Annotated in this window: 12 protein-coding genes; 5 read left to right on the top strand and 7 right to left on the bottom strand. The window is 55.6% G+C overall.

The genetic code is table 11. From position 1 onward, the window contains the following. Positions 1–14 precede the first annotated feature (14 nt). Positions 15–953 (bottom strand): tRNA modification radical SAM protein MnmL/YtqA, encoded by a 939-nt coding sequence (gene mnmL / locus F8R23_RS16680; protein ID WP_151415854.1) that lies wholly within the window; start codon positions 951–953, stop codon positions 15–17. A gap of 691 nt (positions 954–1,644) precedes the next feature. On the opposite strand from mnmL, the gene gltB reads away from it, so the two are divergent. Then, entirely contained in the window at positions 1,645–6,105 is a 4,461-nt protein-coding gene (gltB, locus tag F8R23_RS16675; protein ID WP_129937250.1) for a glutamate synthase large subunit, read from the top strand. Between the two features lie 10 nt (positions 6,106–6,115). Next, complete coding sequence (locus F8R23_RS16670; RefSeq protein WP_151415824.1) at positions 6,116–7,534, top strand: glutamate synthase small subunit; 1,419 nt, start codon at positions 6,116–6,118, stop codon at positions 7,532–7,534. 118 nt (positions 7,535–7,652) lie between these two features. Here the strand turns inward: F8R23_RS16670 and sspB are convergent, their stop codons facing one another. The 5 genes from sspB to zapE all read right to left on the bottom strand — a co-directional run bounded on the left by sspB (position 7,653) and on the right by zapE (position 11,377). Further along, positions 7,653–8,150 (bottom strand): ClpXP protease specificity-enhancing factor, encoded by a 498-nt coding sequence (gene sspB / locus F8R23_RS16665; RefSeq protein WP_099062111.1) that lies wholly within the window; start codon positions 8,148–8,150, stop codon positions 7,653–7,655. A gap of 5 nt (positions 8,151–8,155) precedes the next feature. Beyond that, positions 8,156–8,797 carry a stringent starvation protein SspA gene (gene sspA / locus F8R23_RS16660; RefSeq protein ID WP_085119652.1) on the bottom strand — a complete coding sequence of 214 codons (642 nt, stop codon included), beginning with the start codon at positions 8,795–8,797 and terminating at the stop codon, positions 8,156–8,158. Between the two features lie 336 nt (positions 8,798–9,133). Then, complete coding sequence (rpsI, locus tag F8R23_RS16655; RefSeq protein WP_112347113.1) at positions 9,134–9,526, bottom strand: 30S ribosomal protein S9; 393 nt, start codon at positions 9,524–9,526, stop codon at positions 9,134–9,136. Between the two features lie 15 nt (positions 9,527–9,541). Continuing rightward, complete coding sequence (gene rplM, locus F8R23_RS16650; protein ID WP_012147045.1) at positions 9,542–9,970, bottom strand: 50S ribosomal protein L13; 429 nt, start codon at positions 9,968–9,970, stop codon at positions 9,542–9,544. A 276-nt stretch (positions 9,971–10,246) separates the two neighbouring features. Further along, positions 10,247–11,377, bottom strand: a complete 1,131-nt coding sequence (gene zapE, locus F8R23_RS16645; RefSeq protein ID WP_129938847.1) for a cell division protein ZapE — start codon at positions 11,375–11,377, stop codon at positions 10,247–10,249. A gap of 231 nt (positions 11,378–11,608) precedes the next feature. Between zapE and zapG the strand changes: the two genes are divergently transcribed. The 3 genes from zapG to degS all read left to right on the top strand — a co-directional run bounded on the left by zapG (position 11,609) and on the right by degS (position 14,730). Then, entirely contained in the window at positions 11,609–12,010 is a 402-nt protein-coding gene (gene zapG / locus F8R23_RS16640) for a Z-ring associated protein ZapG (protein ID WP_085119655.1), read from the top strand. Positions 12,011–12,204: 194 nt separating this feature from the next. Further along, complete coding sequence (gene degQ / locus F8R23_RS16635; protein WP_129937247.1) at positions 12,205–13,575, top strand: serine endoprotease DegQ; 1,371 nt, start codon at positions 12,205–12,207, stop codon at positions 13,573–13,575. A gap of 96 nt (positions 13,576–13,671) precedes the next feature. Then, positions 13,672–14,730: an outer membrane-stress sensor serine endopeptidase DegS gene (gene degS, locus F8R23_RS16630; protein WP_129937246.1), complete on the top strand. Its 1,059-nt coding sequence runs from the start codon at positions 13,672–13,674 to the stop codon at positions 14,728–14,730. A gap of 70 nt (positions 14,731–14,800) precedes the next feature. On the opposite strand, the gene murA is transcribed toward degS, so the two are convergent. Further along, complete coding sequence (gene murA, locus F8R23_RS16625) at positions 14,801–16,060, bottom strand: UDP-N-acetylglucosamine 1-carboxyvinyltransferase (RefSeq protein ID WP_099062107.1); 1,260 nt, start codon at positions 16,058–16,060, stop codon at positions 14,801–14,803. Between the last annotated feature and the right edge of the window lie 15 nt (positions 16,061–16,075).

The following is a 16,075-nucleotide window of genomic DNA, read 5'->3' as shown; positions in this document are numbered from 1 at the left end:
GGAAAGATTGCAAATCAAAACAGTGCGCAAGGACGGTATTGCTGCTTTTCTGTCAATGCACTGCCCTGCCCGCCATGCTGTTGCAGATAGCCCCCCACCGCCTGCATGCCGTTCCAACGGTTTTCGCACCACAATGGTGCCAACAGCGTCGGCTGGCGCGCGCTGGCGGAGATACGGTGATATATCACCTCTTTCGGCGTATGGCGGATCATCTCACCGGCGCTGGCGGCATAGTGCTCGAGCGACAGTTCTGGCAATCGCCCAGCCTGCCAGGCCCGCGCCAGGGTGCTGCCGGTCACGATATGCAGCGGGTGCAGCTTGATGCCGTCCACACCGCTGTCCACCACTTGCTTCAGGGTCGCCAGATGGTCGGCGGCCGTTTCCCCCGGCAACCCGACAATCAGGTGGCTGCACACCTTCAGCCCGCGTTCACGTGCCAGCCGGGCGGTGTGTTGATAACAGGAGAAATCATGGCCGCGATTGATACGTTTCAGAGTTTTATCGTGCGCCGTCTGTAGCCCCAGTTCCAGCCACACCTCATACCCCTGCTCAAGGTAGCCCGCCAGCAGATCAAGCGCCGCGGGCGGTACGCAGTCTGGGCGAGTCCCAACGCAGATGCCAACCATGTCGGCCTGCGCCAAAGCCTGCTGATACATCTGTGCCAGCAGGCTCACTTCTGCATAAGTACTGGTGTAGGCCTGAAAGTAAGCCAGATAACGCTTCGCGCGGTTGACCCTGACCGCCTGCAACGCCAACTGTTCGGCGATACTTTGCTGCTGCATCTGTTCATCGACGAAAGAGGCCACATTGCAGAAGGTACAACCACCGCGCCCCAGAGTGCCATCGCGGTTCGGACAACTGAAACCGCCGTGCAGCGTGAGTTTATGGATCTTTTCACCATAGCGGCGCTGGAGATCTGCGCCAAACATATTGACTAATTGCGGCAACTGCATAATCTTGGAGATCTCTGTGCTCAAAGCCCGTGATGCTAATAAGAAACGGCTTTTCCCGCGATGACAGAGATCAACGCTTTCCCCGCAAGGCTTCACCAGGCATAACTATTCATTATAAATGCAAATAAAATCACTCAGGCCGAGATGAATTTTTCTTATTCTCGCGCAACCGTTCACGTCAATATGACAAAGCGATGAAAAATAGTTATAAACAACGAAAAAGATTAACTTATTAGAATAAAACTCCGACATTCACACCCGCACTAGCATGGTGCAGAGATTCAGGCATTGCACTATAGTGAGACAGCTCACATTTCTCCGGGGTTCACCACTCCCCTGCGCAAGCTCAAAACTTGCCATAACATATTAAATATCAATTAATTGACCGCGATAAATCCCATAAGAAACCCCCTTAGGCCTATAGTTGACCTGCGTATTCTTTCTCGCTAAGTTGGAAGTCCGCTGGAAGCTTTCTGGACGGGCAAACGTCTCGTCATATTTATGCAGTAATTTAAGACTCCCTCTTAAAACAAGTCATTTACCACTTGTGAGAACCGTCACGAGAGGCCATTAACGGAGGGCGGAAAAGCAGATCGGCGCTATTAACCTTGCTGATTGGACTTCTGCCTGAAGGGAAGCCCCCTCGTGAAAGGTTGTGAGAGTCACGCAGAGCCTGGGGAGGTTCACTGATATGTTGTACGATAAATCCCAAGAGCGGGACAACTGTGGTTTCGGCCTGATCGCCCACATAGAAGGCGAACCTAGCCATAAGGTGGTGCGTACCGCTATTCACGCACTGGCCCGTATGCAGCACCGTGGCGCAATCCTTGCTGACGGCAAGACTGGCGACGGTTGCGGCCTGTTATTACAAAAGCCTGACCGCTTTTTCCGCATGGTGGCGGAAGAACGCAGCTGGCGTTTAGCCAAGAACTACGCCGTTGGCATGATGTTCCTCAGCCAGAACGAAGAGGAAGCCCGTGCCAGCCGCCGCATTGTCGAAGAAGAACTGCAGAATGAAACGCTGTCAGTGGTCGGCTGGCGTGAAGTGCCGACCAATCCGGACGTATTGGGTGAGATCGCCCTCTCTTCTTTGCCACGCATCGAACAGATCTTTGTTAACGCCCCGGCCGGTTGGCGTCCGCGCGATATGGAACGCCGCCTGTTTATCGCGCGTCGCCGTATCGAGAAGCGCGTCCAGGACGATAGCTTCTATGTCTGCAGTTTCTCAAACCTGGTAACGATCTATAAAGGCCTGTGCATGCCTGCGGATCTGCCGCGTTTCTATCTTGATTTGGCGGACCTGCGTCTGGAGTCGGCCATCTGCCTGTTCCATCAGCGTTTTTCCACCAACACCGTGCCGCGCTGGCCGCTGGCACAGCCGTTCCGCTATCTGGCGCACAACGGCGAGATCAACACCATCACCGGTAACCGCCAGTGGGCACGAGCCCGTACTTATAAATTCCAGACGCCGCTGATCCCGGATCTGCAGACTGCCGCGCCGTTCGTGAATGAAACCGGCTCCGACTCCAGCTCGCTGGATAACATGCTGGAACTGCTGCTGGCGGGCGGGATGGATCTGATCCGTGCCATGCGCCTGCTGGTGCCACCAGCCTGGCAGAACAACCCGGACATGGACACCGACCTGCGCGCCTTCTTCGACTTCAACTCGATGCACATGGAGCCGTGGGACGGCCCTGCCGGCATCGTGATGTCCGATGGTCGCTACGCCGCCTGTAACCTGGACCGTAACGGTCTGCGTCCGGCGCGCTATGTCATCACCAAAGACAAGCTGATTACCTGCGCCTCGGAAGTCGGGATCTGGGATTACCAGCCCGATGAAGTGGTAGAGAAAGGCCGCGTGGGCCCTGGCGAGCTGATGGTGATCGACACCCGCAGCGGCAGGATCCTGCACTCCGCCGAGACCGACAACGATCTGAAAAGCCGCCACCCGTATAAAGAGTGGATGGAAAAGAACGTCAAGCGTCTGGTGCCATTCGAAGACCTGCCGGCCGATCAGGTCGGTAGCCGCGAACTTGACGATTCACAGCTCGAGACTTACCAGAAACAGTTCGGCTACAGCAGCGAAGAACTGGATCAGGTGATCCGCGTGCTGGGTGAAATTGGCCAGGAAGCCACTGGCTCAATGGGTGACGATACCCCGTTCGCCGTGCTCTCCAGCCGTCCGCGCATCATTTATGACTATTTCCGTCAGCAGTTCGCCCAGGTGACCAACCCACCGATCGATCCACTGCGTGAAGCGCATGTGATGTCACTGGCGACCAGCATCGGCCGCGAAATGAACGTGTTCTGCGAGGCCGAAGGTCAGGCGCACCGTTTAAGCTTCAAATCGCCGATCCTGCTGTACTCCGACTTCAAACAGCTCACCACGCTGGAAGGCGAATATTATCGTGCCGATACGCTCGATCTGACCTTTGATCCGGCCGAGCAAGACCTGGAGCAGACCATTCGCGCCCTGTGCGACGAAGCGGAACGCAAAGTTCGCGACGGTGCCGTGCTGCTGGTGCTGTCCGACCGCGCTATCTCCACTAGCCGTCTGCCAGTGCCTGCACCGATGGCCGTAGGGGCGATCCAGACCCGTCTGGTAGAGAAGAGCCTCCGTTGCGACGCCAACATTATCGTTGAAACCGCCAGCGCTCGCGATCCGCACCATTTCGCCGTGCTGCTGGGCTTCGGCGCGACGGCGGTCTACCCGTACCTGGCCTACGAAACCCTGGCCAAACTGGTAGATACCCAGGCGATCGACAAGAAATACCGTGAAGTGATGCTGAACTACCGTAACGGCATCAACAAAGGCCTGTACAAGATCATGTCCAAAATGGGCATCTCGACGATTGCTTCTTACCGCTGTGCCAAACTGTTCGAGGCCGTCGGTCTGCATCGCGATCTGTCCGATTTGTGTTTCCAGGGCGTGGTCAGCCGCATCGGCGGTGCCAGTTTCAGCGATATCCAACAGGATCTGCAAAACCTGTCCAAGCGTGCATGGCTGAAACGCAAGCCGCTGGAACAGGGTGGCCTGCTGAAGTTTGTCCACGACGGCGAGTACCATGCGTACAACCCTGACGTGGTAAGCACACTGCAAACCGCGGTTCACAGCGGCAAATACAGCGACTATCAAACTTACGCCAAACTGGTGAATGAACGTCCGGTGGCAATGCTGCGCGACCTGTTGGCCATTACGCCGAAGGGCACGCCAATTCCAGTCGATCAGGTTGAACCGGCCGAATCGCTGTTCAAACGTTTCGATACTGCAGCCATGTCTATCGGTGCACTGAGCCCGGAAGCGCATGAGTCGCTGGCGATTGCCATGAACAGTCTCGGTGGCTTCTCCAACTCCGGTGAAGGCGGCGAGGATCCTGCGCGCTACGGCACCAACAAGGTGTCACGCATCAAGCAGGTGGCGTCCGGCCGTTTCGGCGTGACCCCGGCCTACCTGGTGAATGCCGATGTGATCCAGATTAAAGTGGCTCAAGGGGCCAAGCCGGGTGAAGGCGGTCAGTTGCCTGGCGATAAGGTAACCCCGTATATCGCCAAACTGCGTTACTCGGTGCCGGGCGTGACCCTGATATCGCCACCGCCACACCACGACATCTACTCGATCGAAGATCTGGCACAGTTGATCTTCGACCTCAAACAGGTCAACCCGAAGGCGATGATTTCGGTGAAGCTGGTTTCCGAACCGGGCGTCGGCACCATAGCTACCGGTGTGGCGAAAGCCTATGCCGACCTGATCACCATCGCCGGCTACGATGGCGGTACCGGTGCCAGCCCACTGTCTTCGGTGAAATATGCCGGTTGTCCGTGGGAACTGGGCCTGGTGGAAACCCAGCAGGCGCTGGTGGCTAACGGCCTGCGCCATAAAATCCGCCTGCAGGTGGATGGCGGCCTCAAAACCGGCGTGGATATCGTCAAAGCGGCGATCCTCGGTGCAGAGAGCTTTGGCTTCGGCACTGGCCCTATGGTGGCGCTGGGTTGTAAATATCTTCGTATCTGTCACCTGAATAACTGCGCAACCGGCGTGGCAACTCAGGACGAAAAACTGCGCCGCGATCACTATCACGGCCTGCCGGAACGTGTGGTTAACTACTTCCAGTTTATCGCGCGTGAAACCCGAGAAATCATGGCGCAACTGGGTGTCAGCCAACTGGTCGATCTGATTGGTCGCACCGAGTTCCTGACCGAGCTGGATGGCATTTCTGCCAAGCAGAACAAGCTCGATTTGTCGCCGTTGCTGCAAACCGCTACGCCGCACCCAGGCAAGGCGCTGTACTGCACTGAAAGCAGCAACCCACCGTTCGACCAGGGGTTGATGAACAAAGATCTGCTGGCGCAGGCGGAACCGCATATCGAAGCCAAGCACAGTAAGGCTTTCTACTTCGATATCCGCAATACCGACCGCTCAGTGGGCGCTACCCTGTCCGGTGCCATCGCTACCGTGCATGGCGATCAGGGCATGGCAGCCGATCCGATCAAGGCGTACTTCTCCGGTACTGCAGGCCAGAGCTTCGGCGTCTGGAATGCGGGTGGGGTTGAACTGACCCTGACCGGCGACGCCAACGACTACGTCGGTAAAGGCATGGCCGGTGGCCGTATCGCCGTACGCCCACCGATTGGATCTGCATTCCGCAGCCACGAAGCCAGCATCATCGGTAACACCTGTTTGTACGGTGCTACCGGCGGCAAGCTGTTCGCCGCAGGCCGTGCCGGTGAGCGTTTCGCCGTGCGTAACTCCGGTGCCATCACCGTAGTCGAAGGCATCGGTGACAACGGTTGTGAATACATGACCGGCGGCATCGTCTGCGTGCTGGGGAAAACCGGCATCAACTTTGGTGCGGGTATGACCGGCGGCTTCGCCTACGTGCTGGATGAAGACGGCGAGTTCCGTAAACGTGTGAACCCGGAGCTGGTAGAAGTGTTGGATGTCGAACAACTGGCGATTCATGAAGAGCACCTGCGTGGCTTGATTACCGAGCACGTTCAGGCGACCGGTTCTTCGCGTGCGGAAGAGATTCTGGCTAACTGGCCGGAATGGGCGCCGAAGTTCGCTCTGGTCAAGCCGAAGTCCAGTGATGTCAAAGCATTGTTGGGTCACCGTAGTCGTTCCGCAGCCGAGCTGCGGGTTCAGGCGCAGTAAGAGGTCATTAATGAGTCAGAATGTTTATCAATTTATCGACCTGCAGCGCGTTGATCCGCCAAAGAAACCGCTCAAGATCCGTAAAATTGAGTTTGTAGAGATTTACGAGCCGTTTTCGGAAACTCAGGCGAAGTCGCAGGCGGACCGCTGTCTGTCCTGCGGTAACCCGTATTGCGAATGGAAATGCCCGGTTCACAACTACATCCCGAACTGGCTGAAGCTGGCGAACGAAGGCCGCATCATGGAAGCTGCGGATCTGGCGCACCAGACCAACAGCCTGCCGGAAGTGTGCGGCCGCGTTTGCCCACAGGATCGTCTGTGTGAAGGCTCCTGCACCCTGAACGACGAGTTCGGTGCGGTGACTATCGGTAACATCGAGCGCTATATCAGCGATAAAGCGATTGAGATGGGCTGGAAACCGGACATGTCCCACGTGCTGCCTACCGGCAAACGCGTGGCGGTGATCGGTGCCGGTCCTGCCGGCCTGGCCTGTGCCGACGTGCTGACTCGCAACGGCGTGAAAGCGGTGGTTTACGATCGTCATCCGGAGATCGGTGGCCTGCTGACCTTCGGTATCCCGGCCTTCAAGCTGGAAAAAGAAGTAATGGTGAAACGCCGTGGCATCTTCAGCGAGATGGGCATTGAGTTCCAACTCAATACTGAAGTGGGCAAAGACATCACCATGGAGACGCTGCTGAGTGAGTATGACGCGGTGTTCCTCGGTGTCGGTACCTATCAGTCCATGCGCGGTGGCCTGGAGAATGAAGAAGCGCCGGGCGTCTATGACGCACTGCCGTTCCTGATCGCCAACACCAAACAGCTGATGGGCTATCAAGCCGAGCAGCACGAGCCGTATATCAGTATGGAAGGCAAACGCGTGGTGGTACTGGGCGGTGGTGATACCGCGATGGACTGCGTGCGTACCTCTGTCCGTCAGGGGGCAACCGACGTTATCTGTGCCTACCGCCGTGATGAAGCCAACATGCCAGGCTCCAAGCGTGAAGTGAAAAACGCGCGTGAGGAAGGGGTTGATTTCAAATTCAACCTGCAGCCGCTGAGCATCGAACTGAACAGCGCCGGTCGCGTGGCCGGCGTGAAAATGATTCGTACCCAGTTGGGTGCACCGGATGCCAATGGCCGCCAAACGGCTGAGCAGGTACCGGGCTCCGAGCACATCATCGATGCCGATGCCGTGGTTCTGGCCTTTGGTTTCCGCCCGCATCAGATGGACTGGTTGGCCGCTCACGGCGTTGAGCTCGACAAACAGGGCCGTATTGTGGCGCCGGAAAGCACCGATAATGCCTTCCAGACCAGCAACCCGAAAATCTTCGCCGGTGGCGATGCGGTGCGCGGTTCGGATCTGGTAGTGACGGCGATTGCCGAAGGCCGTAAAGCAGCCGATGGCATCATGAGCTACCTGGAAGTCTAAGCTCCTAAGCTTTCCCCCAAGGGCCCGCGGTTAACTCTGCCGGGCCCTTTGTTTTTTCCCGGGGCGCAGGCAATAAAAAAGGTCGCCAAAGCGACCTTTCGTGTTCACCACTGCGGGGTTATTTCACCACGCGCAGTGCTGGGCGACCACCACGTGGCGGCGGTGGTGGCTCATCATCCGGATCGTTACCTTCATCCAGATCAGGGCGATCACCATCAATTACCGACATCAGGCTTTCCGAAGGGATCGTCTCATTGTCCAAACCTTCAAACGTGCCTTCCGCTTCATAAGCGGCTTCCGGTTCGAACATGGTGCCTGCACCGTTTTCACGGGCATAAATTGCCAGCACCGCTGCCATTGGCACCAGGACCTCACGTGGCACACCACCGAAACGCGCGTTGAAATGCACTTCGTCGTTGCCTAATTCCAGGTTGCCTACTGCACGCGGCGCGATGTTCAGAACGATCTGGCCATCACGGGCAAATTCCATAGGTACCTGCACGTCAGGACGCGTCACATCCACCACCAGGTGCGGTGTCAACTGATTGTCCAGCAACCAGTCATAGAACGCCCGCAGCAGGTACGGACGGCGTGGAGTCATCTGAGACATATCCATAACGCTTAGCCCCGAGTCTGCAGGCGCATTTCGCGCTCGGGTTCGGTCAGGGAGGCCAGGAAGGCATCACGCTCGAACACGCGAGTCATGTAACCTTTCAGCTCTTTGGAACCGGCACCGCTCAGTTCAATGCCCAACTGCGGCAAACGCCACAGCAGCGGCGCCAGGTAGCAATCTACCAGGCTGAACTCTTCGCTCATGAAGTACGGGGTCTGGCCAAAGATAGGGGCAATCGCCAGCAGTTCTTCGCGCAGTTGACGGCGTGCTGATTCAGCTTCCTGACCGTTGCTCTGTTCGATTTTGTACATCAGCGAATACCAGTTTTTCTCGATACGCAGCATCATCAAGCGGCTCTCACCACGAGCAACCGGGTAGACCGGCATCAATGGTGGGTGCGGGAAGCGCTCATCAAGGTATTCCATGATAATACGGGATTCATACAGGGTCAGTTCGCGATCGACCAGGGTAGGCACCGTCTGGTAGGGGTTGAGGTCAATCAGATCCTGCGGCAGGTTATCCAACTCAACCTGCTCAATCTCAACGCTGACACCTTTCTCCGCCAGTACGATACGTACTTGATGGCTAAAAATGTCGGTCGGGCCAGAGAACAGCGTCATTACCGAACGTTTGTTGGCAGCGACAGCCATGAAAACCTCCAAGTTATCTAGAAAATACTGCGAATAGCCAACGGACAGGCTGCTATCCTGAATGATCTTGACCGCAGGCCAGCAACTTGCAGCGAAACCTTAGGTCATAAAAACGACCTCGGAGGTAGACTGATAACTGCTGCATGGCGAACAGGCGCAAAAGTGGATGATAGTTTACCAGATTTTGCTTGTTTTGTGGGGGCTGTACGGTGATTTCGTATTGAATTGTCTGATATACCAAAGATTTTAGTAGCGACAAGTTGATTTTCAGGCATAAAAAAACCCGGTGAAGCACCGGGTTTTTGGCGTAAATTCCACTGCCGAGGCAGTAAAAAATTAACGCTTGGAGAACTGCGGACGACGACGTGCTTTACGCAGGCCGACTTTCTTACGTTCAACCTGACGGGCGTCACGAGTAACGAAGCCAGCTTTACGCAATTCACCGCGCAGAGTCTCGTCGTACTCCATCAGTGCACGGGTGATACCGTGACGGATAGCGCCAGCCTGACCAGAGATACCACCACCTTTAACGGTAATGTACAGGTCAAATTTACCAACCATATCGGTCAGTTCCAACGGTTGACGAACTACCATGCGGGCAGTTTCGCGACCGAAGTACTGTTCCAGGGTACGCTGGTTAATTACGATGTTACCACTGCCCGGCTTGATGAAAACGCGAGCTGCGGAGCTTTTGCGGCGACCAGTGCCGTAGTATTGATTTTCAGCCATTGCCTATAATCCCGATTAGATGTCAAGAACTTGCGGTTGCTGTGCCGCGTGAGTGTGCTCGGTGCCCGCGTAAACTTTCAGTTTACGGAACATTGCACGACCCAACGGACCCTTTGGCAGCATGCCTTTAACCGCGATTTCAATCACACGCTCTGGATTGCGGGCAATCATCTCTTCAAAGGTCGCTTGCTTGATACCACCGACGTAGCCGGTGTGACGGTAATACACTTTGTCTGTACGCTTGTTGCCGGTTACAGCAACTTTTTCTGCGTTCAGAACGATGATGTAGTCACCGGTATCAACGTGCGGGGTGTATTCCGCTTTATGCTTGCCGCGCAGACGACGAGCCAGTTCAGTAGCGAGACGGCCTAAAGTTTTACCATCTGCATCAACAACGTACCAGTCGCGTTTTACGCTCTCTGGTTTAGCTGTAAAAGTTTTCATTAGAAAGCTTACCCAATAATTAGTTACACGTTGGTGAACACCCAAACGCTCGAAAACAGTTGAGGCTCACACGACCATACAAGTCCAGCAAACCTACCCCTTCGAATAGCCATTGCCGGCACTAAAAAGTTTTTGGGAAAAAAACTTTGTTGTAACGTGGGGTCGCAAGATTATAGAGAAGTCGCTCACAAAGATCGAACGCTTTTTGAATAGAAACGCAATTTAGCGCTAACGGCGGAAATGCGGGGACACCGGCGGTCAGGGTCCCCCTGGGCGTCACGGCAGATGCGGCAACTTCAGATACTCCTCGCTCTGCATTTCTTGCAGCCGCGACAGGCAGCGCTGGTACTCAAACTTCAGCCGTTCCCCCTGGTAAATATCGAACATCGACGCTTCAGCGGCGATCACAAGCTTGACGTGACGTTCGTAAAATTCATCCACCAACGCCAGGAAGCGACGTGCAGTATTTTCCTTCAACGGGCCCATTATTCGCACATTATACAGGATCACACTGTGGTATAGGCGCGACAATGCAATATAGTCCAACTGGCTACGCGCCTCTTCGCACAACGTGTGGAAATCTACTGCCAGCACGCCGTCTACCGCGCGGATCGCCTGCAACGGCCGGTGATTAATCTGCAATACCGGCGCCGCCTCCCCTTCCTTGCCGGCCAGCTTCACAAACATCCGGTCCATGGTCTGCCGGGTCTGCTCATCAAGCGGCGTCAGGTACAAATGGGCCTGAGTCAAAGTACGCAAGCGGTAATCAATGCCGGCATCAACGTTCATCACGTCACAATACTGGTTAATCAGATCGATCGCTGGCAGGAAACGCGCACGCTGCAAGCCGTTGCGGTACAGATCGTCTGGCGGAATATTGGAGGTCGCTACCAGCGTAATGCCACGGGCAAACAGCGCCTGCAACAAGGTTGCCAGCAGCATGGCGTCGGTAATATCGGAAACAAAGAATTCGTCAAAACACAGCACGTCGGTCTGCGCCTTGAAACCGTCAGCGATGATTTCAAGTGGGTTTTCCTGCCCCTGCAGCTCCGTCAGCTCTTCGTGCACCCGCAGCATAAAACGGTGGAAATGCAGACGCAGTTTGCGGTCCCCCGGCAGGCTGTGGAAGAACATATCCATCAGCCAGGTCTTGCCGCGGCCAACGCCGCCCCACATATATAAGCCCTGAGCCGGGCGCTGCTGAGCCGTTTCACTGCTCTTGCCCAGCCAACGGTTGAACTTGCCGCGCAGGCCACCGACCGACGCACTGACAGCGGGCGTCTGCTGCAATAATGCCTGATAGATATGATCCAGTTGAGTCACGGCCTCCATCTGGACTTCATCAGCCTGGTATTCTCCCGCAGCAAGCAGCCGCTGGTAGCGTGATAACGGTGATTGTGCCTGCATCTGTTCGATGTTCCCTAACAACGCTTAGAAATTATTTAGCCCATTTTCGCGGCAATTTTACGGGGCTTCTTGCCCTTATCGCTACAAATACCCGCTCAGGCCGCTACTGAAAACCCTGAAGAAAACAGGTCATGGCTCATCAGGATTCCACTCGGACAAGGTTAACGGTTATAGTGGATATTATTAAGTGAAAAATCCCTGCGGAACAACGAAGTCAAAATAGGAGTCATCATGACCTGGGAGTATGCGCTGATTGGTTTGGTAGTCGGTATCGTCATTGGTGCGGTAGCGATGCGTTTTGGTAACCGTAAATTACGTCAACAACAAGTTTTGCAAAATGAGTTGGACAAGAGCAAAACCGACCTGGAAGAGTATCGCCAGGAGTTGGTCGGCCACTTTGCCCGTAGCGCTGAGCTGCTGGACAACATGGCACGAGACTATCGCCAGCTGTATCAGCACATGGCGAAAAGCTCCAACAACCTGCTGCCGGACCTGCCAATGCAGGAAAACCCGTTCCGTTATCGCCTGAGCGAAGCCGAAGCGGATAACGATCAAACGCCGGTAGAGATGCCACGCGATTACTCTGAAGGCGCATCTGGCCTGCTGCGTGGCGAACGTCCGCGCCGCGACTAAACGCCGTTCTTCGCCCGTGGGCCAGTCCCACGGGTCTTTGCTTTCCCCGGTTTTTCTTCCCCACGCTGAGCTATTCTTAAAGCTGGCGCCTGAGTGAACTTTTCACGCAAATTCACGGTCTTATCCTTCACTATGGTAGTGCTGCTGCATTATCATCACCCTTTCACCGGCAGGTATTGAGAGAGTTATAATCAATGAATAAAAAGTCGTTAATTCTTAGTGCATTGGCAATGAGTATTGGCCTCACACTGACCTCCGTACCGGCAGCCACCGCGGCGATGCCCGTCGCCGTTCAGGGACAACCGCTGCCAAGCCTGGCACCGATGCTGGAAAAAGTTCTGCCCGCCGTCGTCAGCGTGCATGTTGAAGGCACACAGATACAGCGTCAGCAGGTTCCGGAGGAATTCAAACGCTTCTTCGGCCCCGATGCCCCAGGGCAGCAACAAAGTACACGTCCGTTTGAAGGGTTGGGTTCTGGCGTCATCATCGACGCCGCCAAAGGCTATGTGTTGACCAACAACCACGTGATCAACAACGCCGACAAAATCAGCGTACAGTTGAATGACGGACGTGAAGTGGATGCCAAGTTGTTGGGACGTGACGAACAGTCCGACATTGCCCTGCTGCAGCTCAACGATGTGAAAAACCTGACCGCGATAAAAATGGCGGACTCCGATCAACTGCGGGTCGGCGACTTTGCCGTGGCCGTCGGCAACCCATTCGGCCTGGGTCAGACCGCGACTTCCGGCATTATTTCTGCGTTGGGCCGCAGCGGCCTGAACCTGGAAGGGCTGGAAAACTTCATTCAGACCGATGCTTCCATCAACCGCGGTAACTCCGGCGGCGCACTGGTTAACCTCAACGGTGAGCTGATCGGCATCAACACCGCCATTTTGGCGCCAAGCGGCGGCAACGTGGGCATCGGCTTTGCCATCCCAAGCAACATGGCGCAGAACCTCAGCCAACAGCTGATCGAGTTTGGCGAAGTCAAACGCGGTCTGCTGGGCATCAAAGGCAGTGAAATGACCGCCGATATGGCCAAGGCGTTTAATACCGATACCCAACGCGGCGCCTTTGTCAGCGAAGTATTGCCTAAATCCGCCGCTGCCAAGGCGGGTATCAAAGCCGGTGACATTCTGGTTTCCGTCGACGGCAAGGCCGTCAGCAGCTTCGCGGAGCTGCGTGCCAAGGTGGGAACCACCGCGCCGGGTAAAATCATCAAGATCGGGTTGTTGCGCGACGGTAAGCCACAGGAAGTTTCCGTTACACTGGATAACAGCGATGGTGCCTCCACCAATGCCGAAACGCTTTCTCCGGCCTTGCAGGGTGTTTCACTCAGCAATGGTGCCATTCCAAGTGGCGACAAGGGCGTGAAGATCGACAGAGTCGATAAAGGTTCTGTGGCTGCGCAGATCGGACTGCAGAAAGATGATGTGATCATTGGTATCAACCGCCAGCGTATTGAGAACATCACTGCGTTACGCAAGGTACTTGAAGCCAAACCACCGGTGATGGCACTGAACATCGTGCGCGGCGGTGAAACAATTTATCTGCTGTTGCGTTAATCGGTAATTTGTTTAAAAACCGGGCTCGGCGACATACTGCGCCCGGTATTCTCATGTTATCCTCCGTGTATCTTTTACCTCACGTACTAAAACTCCATGTTTGCTAAGCTCTTGCGTTCCGTCGTTATTGGTCTAATCGTTGCCGGCCTGCTGCTGGCTGCGCTTCCCGTGCTACGTTCCTCCAATACCCTGTTCGCAGACAAACATGATAGTACCCGTGACGAAACACCGGTCAGCTACAACAAAGCGGTACGCCGCGCTGCGCCTGCCGTCGTGAATATCTACAACCGCAATATAAATGGCACCACCAACGTTTTGTCGCTGGGTTCCGGGGTGATCATGAACGATCGCGGTTATATCCTGACCAATCGCCATGTGATCAAAGATGCGCAACAAATTACCGTGGTCGTCCAGGATGGCCGCCGCTATGAAGCCTTGTTGGTCGGATCTGACAGCCTGACCGATCTGGCGGTGTTGAAAATAGATCCGGGCAACCTGCCGGTTATCCCAATCAATACCGCCCGTACCGCTCACGTGGGTGACGTCGTGCTGGCTATCGGCAACCCCTATAATCTCGGCCAGACTGTTACTCAGGGGATCCTCAGCGCCACCGGTCGTATCAGTATGAGCACCACCGGGCGCCAAACCTTCCTGCAGACCGATGCCTCGATTAACCGCGGCAATTCGGGTGGCGCGCTGGTCAACTCGCTGGGTGAGTTAATCGGTATCAATACCCTGACCTACGATAAAATCACCGATGGGGAAACGCCGGAAGGTTTGGGCTTCGCTATTCCCATAGAGCTGGCTACCAAGATCATGGATAAACTGATCCGTGACGGCCGCGTCATTCGTGGTTATTTCGGTATTCAGGGTAAAGAAATTATTCCCCTGCGCTCGTCCAATTCCGGCATCGATCGCCTGCAAGGCATTATCGTGACCGAAATTACGCCGAACGGACCGGCAGGTAACGCCGGCTTCCATATCAACGACGTGATTATCAATGTCGACAACAAACCGGCAATATCGGTATTGGAGACCATGGATCAGGTGGCGGAGATCCGCCCCGGTACAGAAATTCCGGTGGTCGTACTGCGCGAGGGCAAACGCATCACGCTGAAGATGACGGTGGGTGAATTCCCGGAAGATAACAATTAAAAAGGGCCCGGCAAAGCCAGACCCTTCAATACTACATTTCCGCCGGGGCAACACCCCGGCATCCAACAGATTATTCGCCTTTCACACGCTCGATATTCGCACCCAGCGCACGCAGCTTGTCTTCAATACACTCATAGCCACGGTCAATGTGATAGATACGATCGACCACGGTTACACCGTCAGCGATACAACCCGCAATCACCAGACTGGCTGAAGCGCGCAGATCGGTCGCCATCACCTGTGCACCGGACAGTTGCTCAACGCCGTGACAAATCACAGTGTTGCTCTCGATCTCGGCGTGTGCGCCCATGCGGATCAGTTCAGGCACATGCATGAAGCGGTTTTCGAAGATGGTCTCGGTGATCACACCGGTGCCTTCTGCGACCAGGTTCAGCAAGCTGAACTGGGCCTGCATATCGGTCGGGAACCCCGGATGCGGCGCAGTACGAATGGTCACTGCTTTCGGACGCTTGCCATGCATGTCCAGGCTGATCCAGTCTTCGCCTACTTCGATATCCGCACCAGCTTCACGAAGCTTGGCCAGCACCGCATCCAGCGTATCTGGACGGGTATCACGGCACATCACTTTGCCACCGGAAACCGCGGCAGCGATCAGGAAGGTACCGGTCTCGATACGGTCCGGCAGCACGCGATAAACACCGCCGCCCAGGCGCTCAACGCCCTCGATGGTGATGCGGTCACTGCCTGCTCCGGTGATTTTCGCACCCAGCGTGTTAAGGAAGTTGGCGGTATCGACAATTTCCGGCTCGCGAGCCGCGTTCTCAATCACGGTGGTGCCGGTCGCCAGCGTTGCCGCACTCATGATGGTCACGGTAGCGCCAACGCTCACCTTGTCCATAACGATGTGTGCGCCCTTCAGGCGGCCGTCAACGGAAGCTTTAACATAGCCTTCTTCCAGTTTGATCTCAGCACCCAGCTGTTCCAAACCCGTGATGTGCAGATCAACCGGACGCGCCCCGATCGCACAGCCACCCGGCAGGGAAACCTGGCCACGGCCAAAGCGAGCGACCAGCGGCCCCAGTGCCCAGATAGAAGCACGCATGGTTTTCACCAGGTCATAGGGGGCGCAGAATTCATTCACACCGCTGGCGTCAACAAACACCGAGCCATTGCGTTCAATCTTGGTGCCTAACTGGTTGAGTAGCTTAATGGTGGTATCGATGTCCTTCAGCTTCGGGACATTCTGCAGCTCGACCGGCTCTTCCGCTAATAATGCGGCGAACAGGATCGGCAGGGCGGCATTTTTAGCCCCGGAAATAGCAACTTCACCGCTGAGGCGGGTCCGGCCCTGCACACGAAATTTATCCATTTGACTACTCTCTAT

Origin of the sequence: Serratia proteamaculans, from assembly GCF_008830365.1 — a bacterium.
GTDB classification, from domain to species: Bacteria; Pseudomonadota; Gammaproteobacteria; order Enterobacterales; family Enterobacteriaceae; genus Serratia; species Serratia proteamaculans.
The sequence above is the reverse complement of the archived record's forward strand: the minus strand, read 5'-3'. Positions and strand labels throughout refer to the sequence as shown.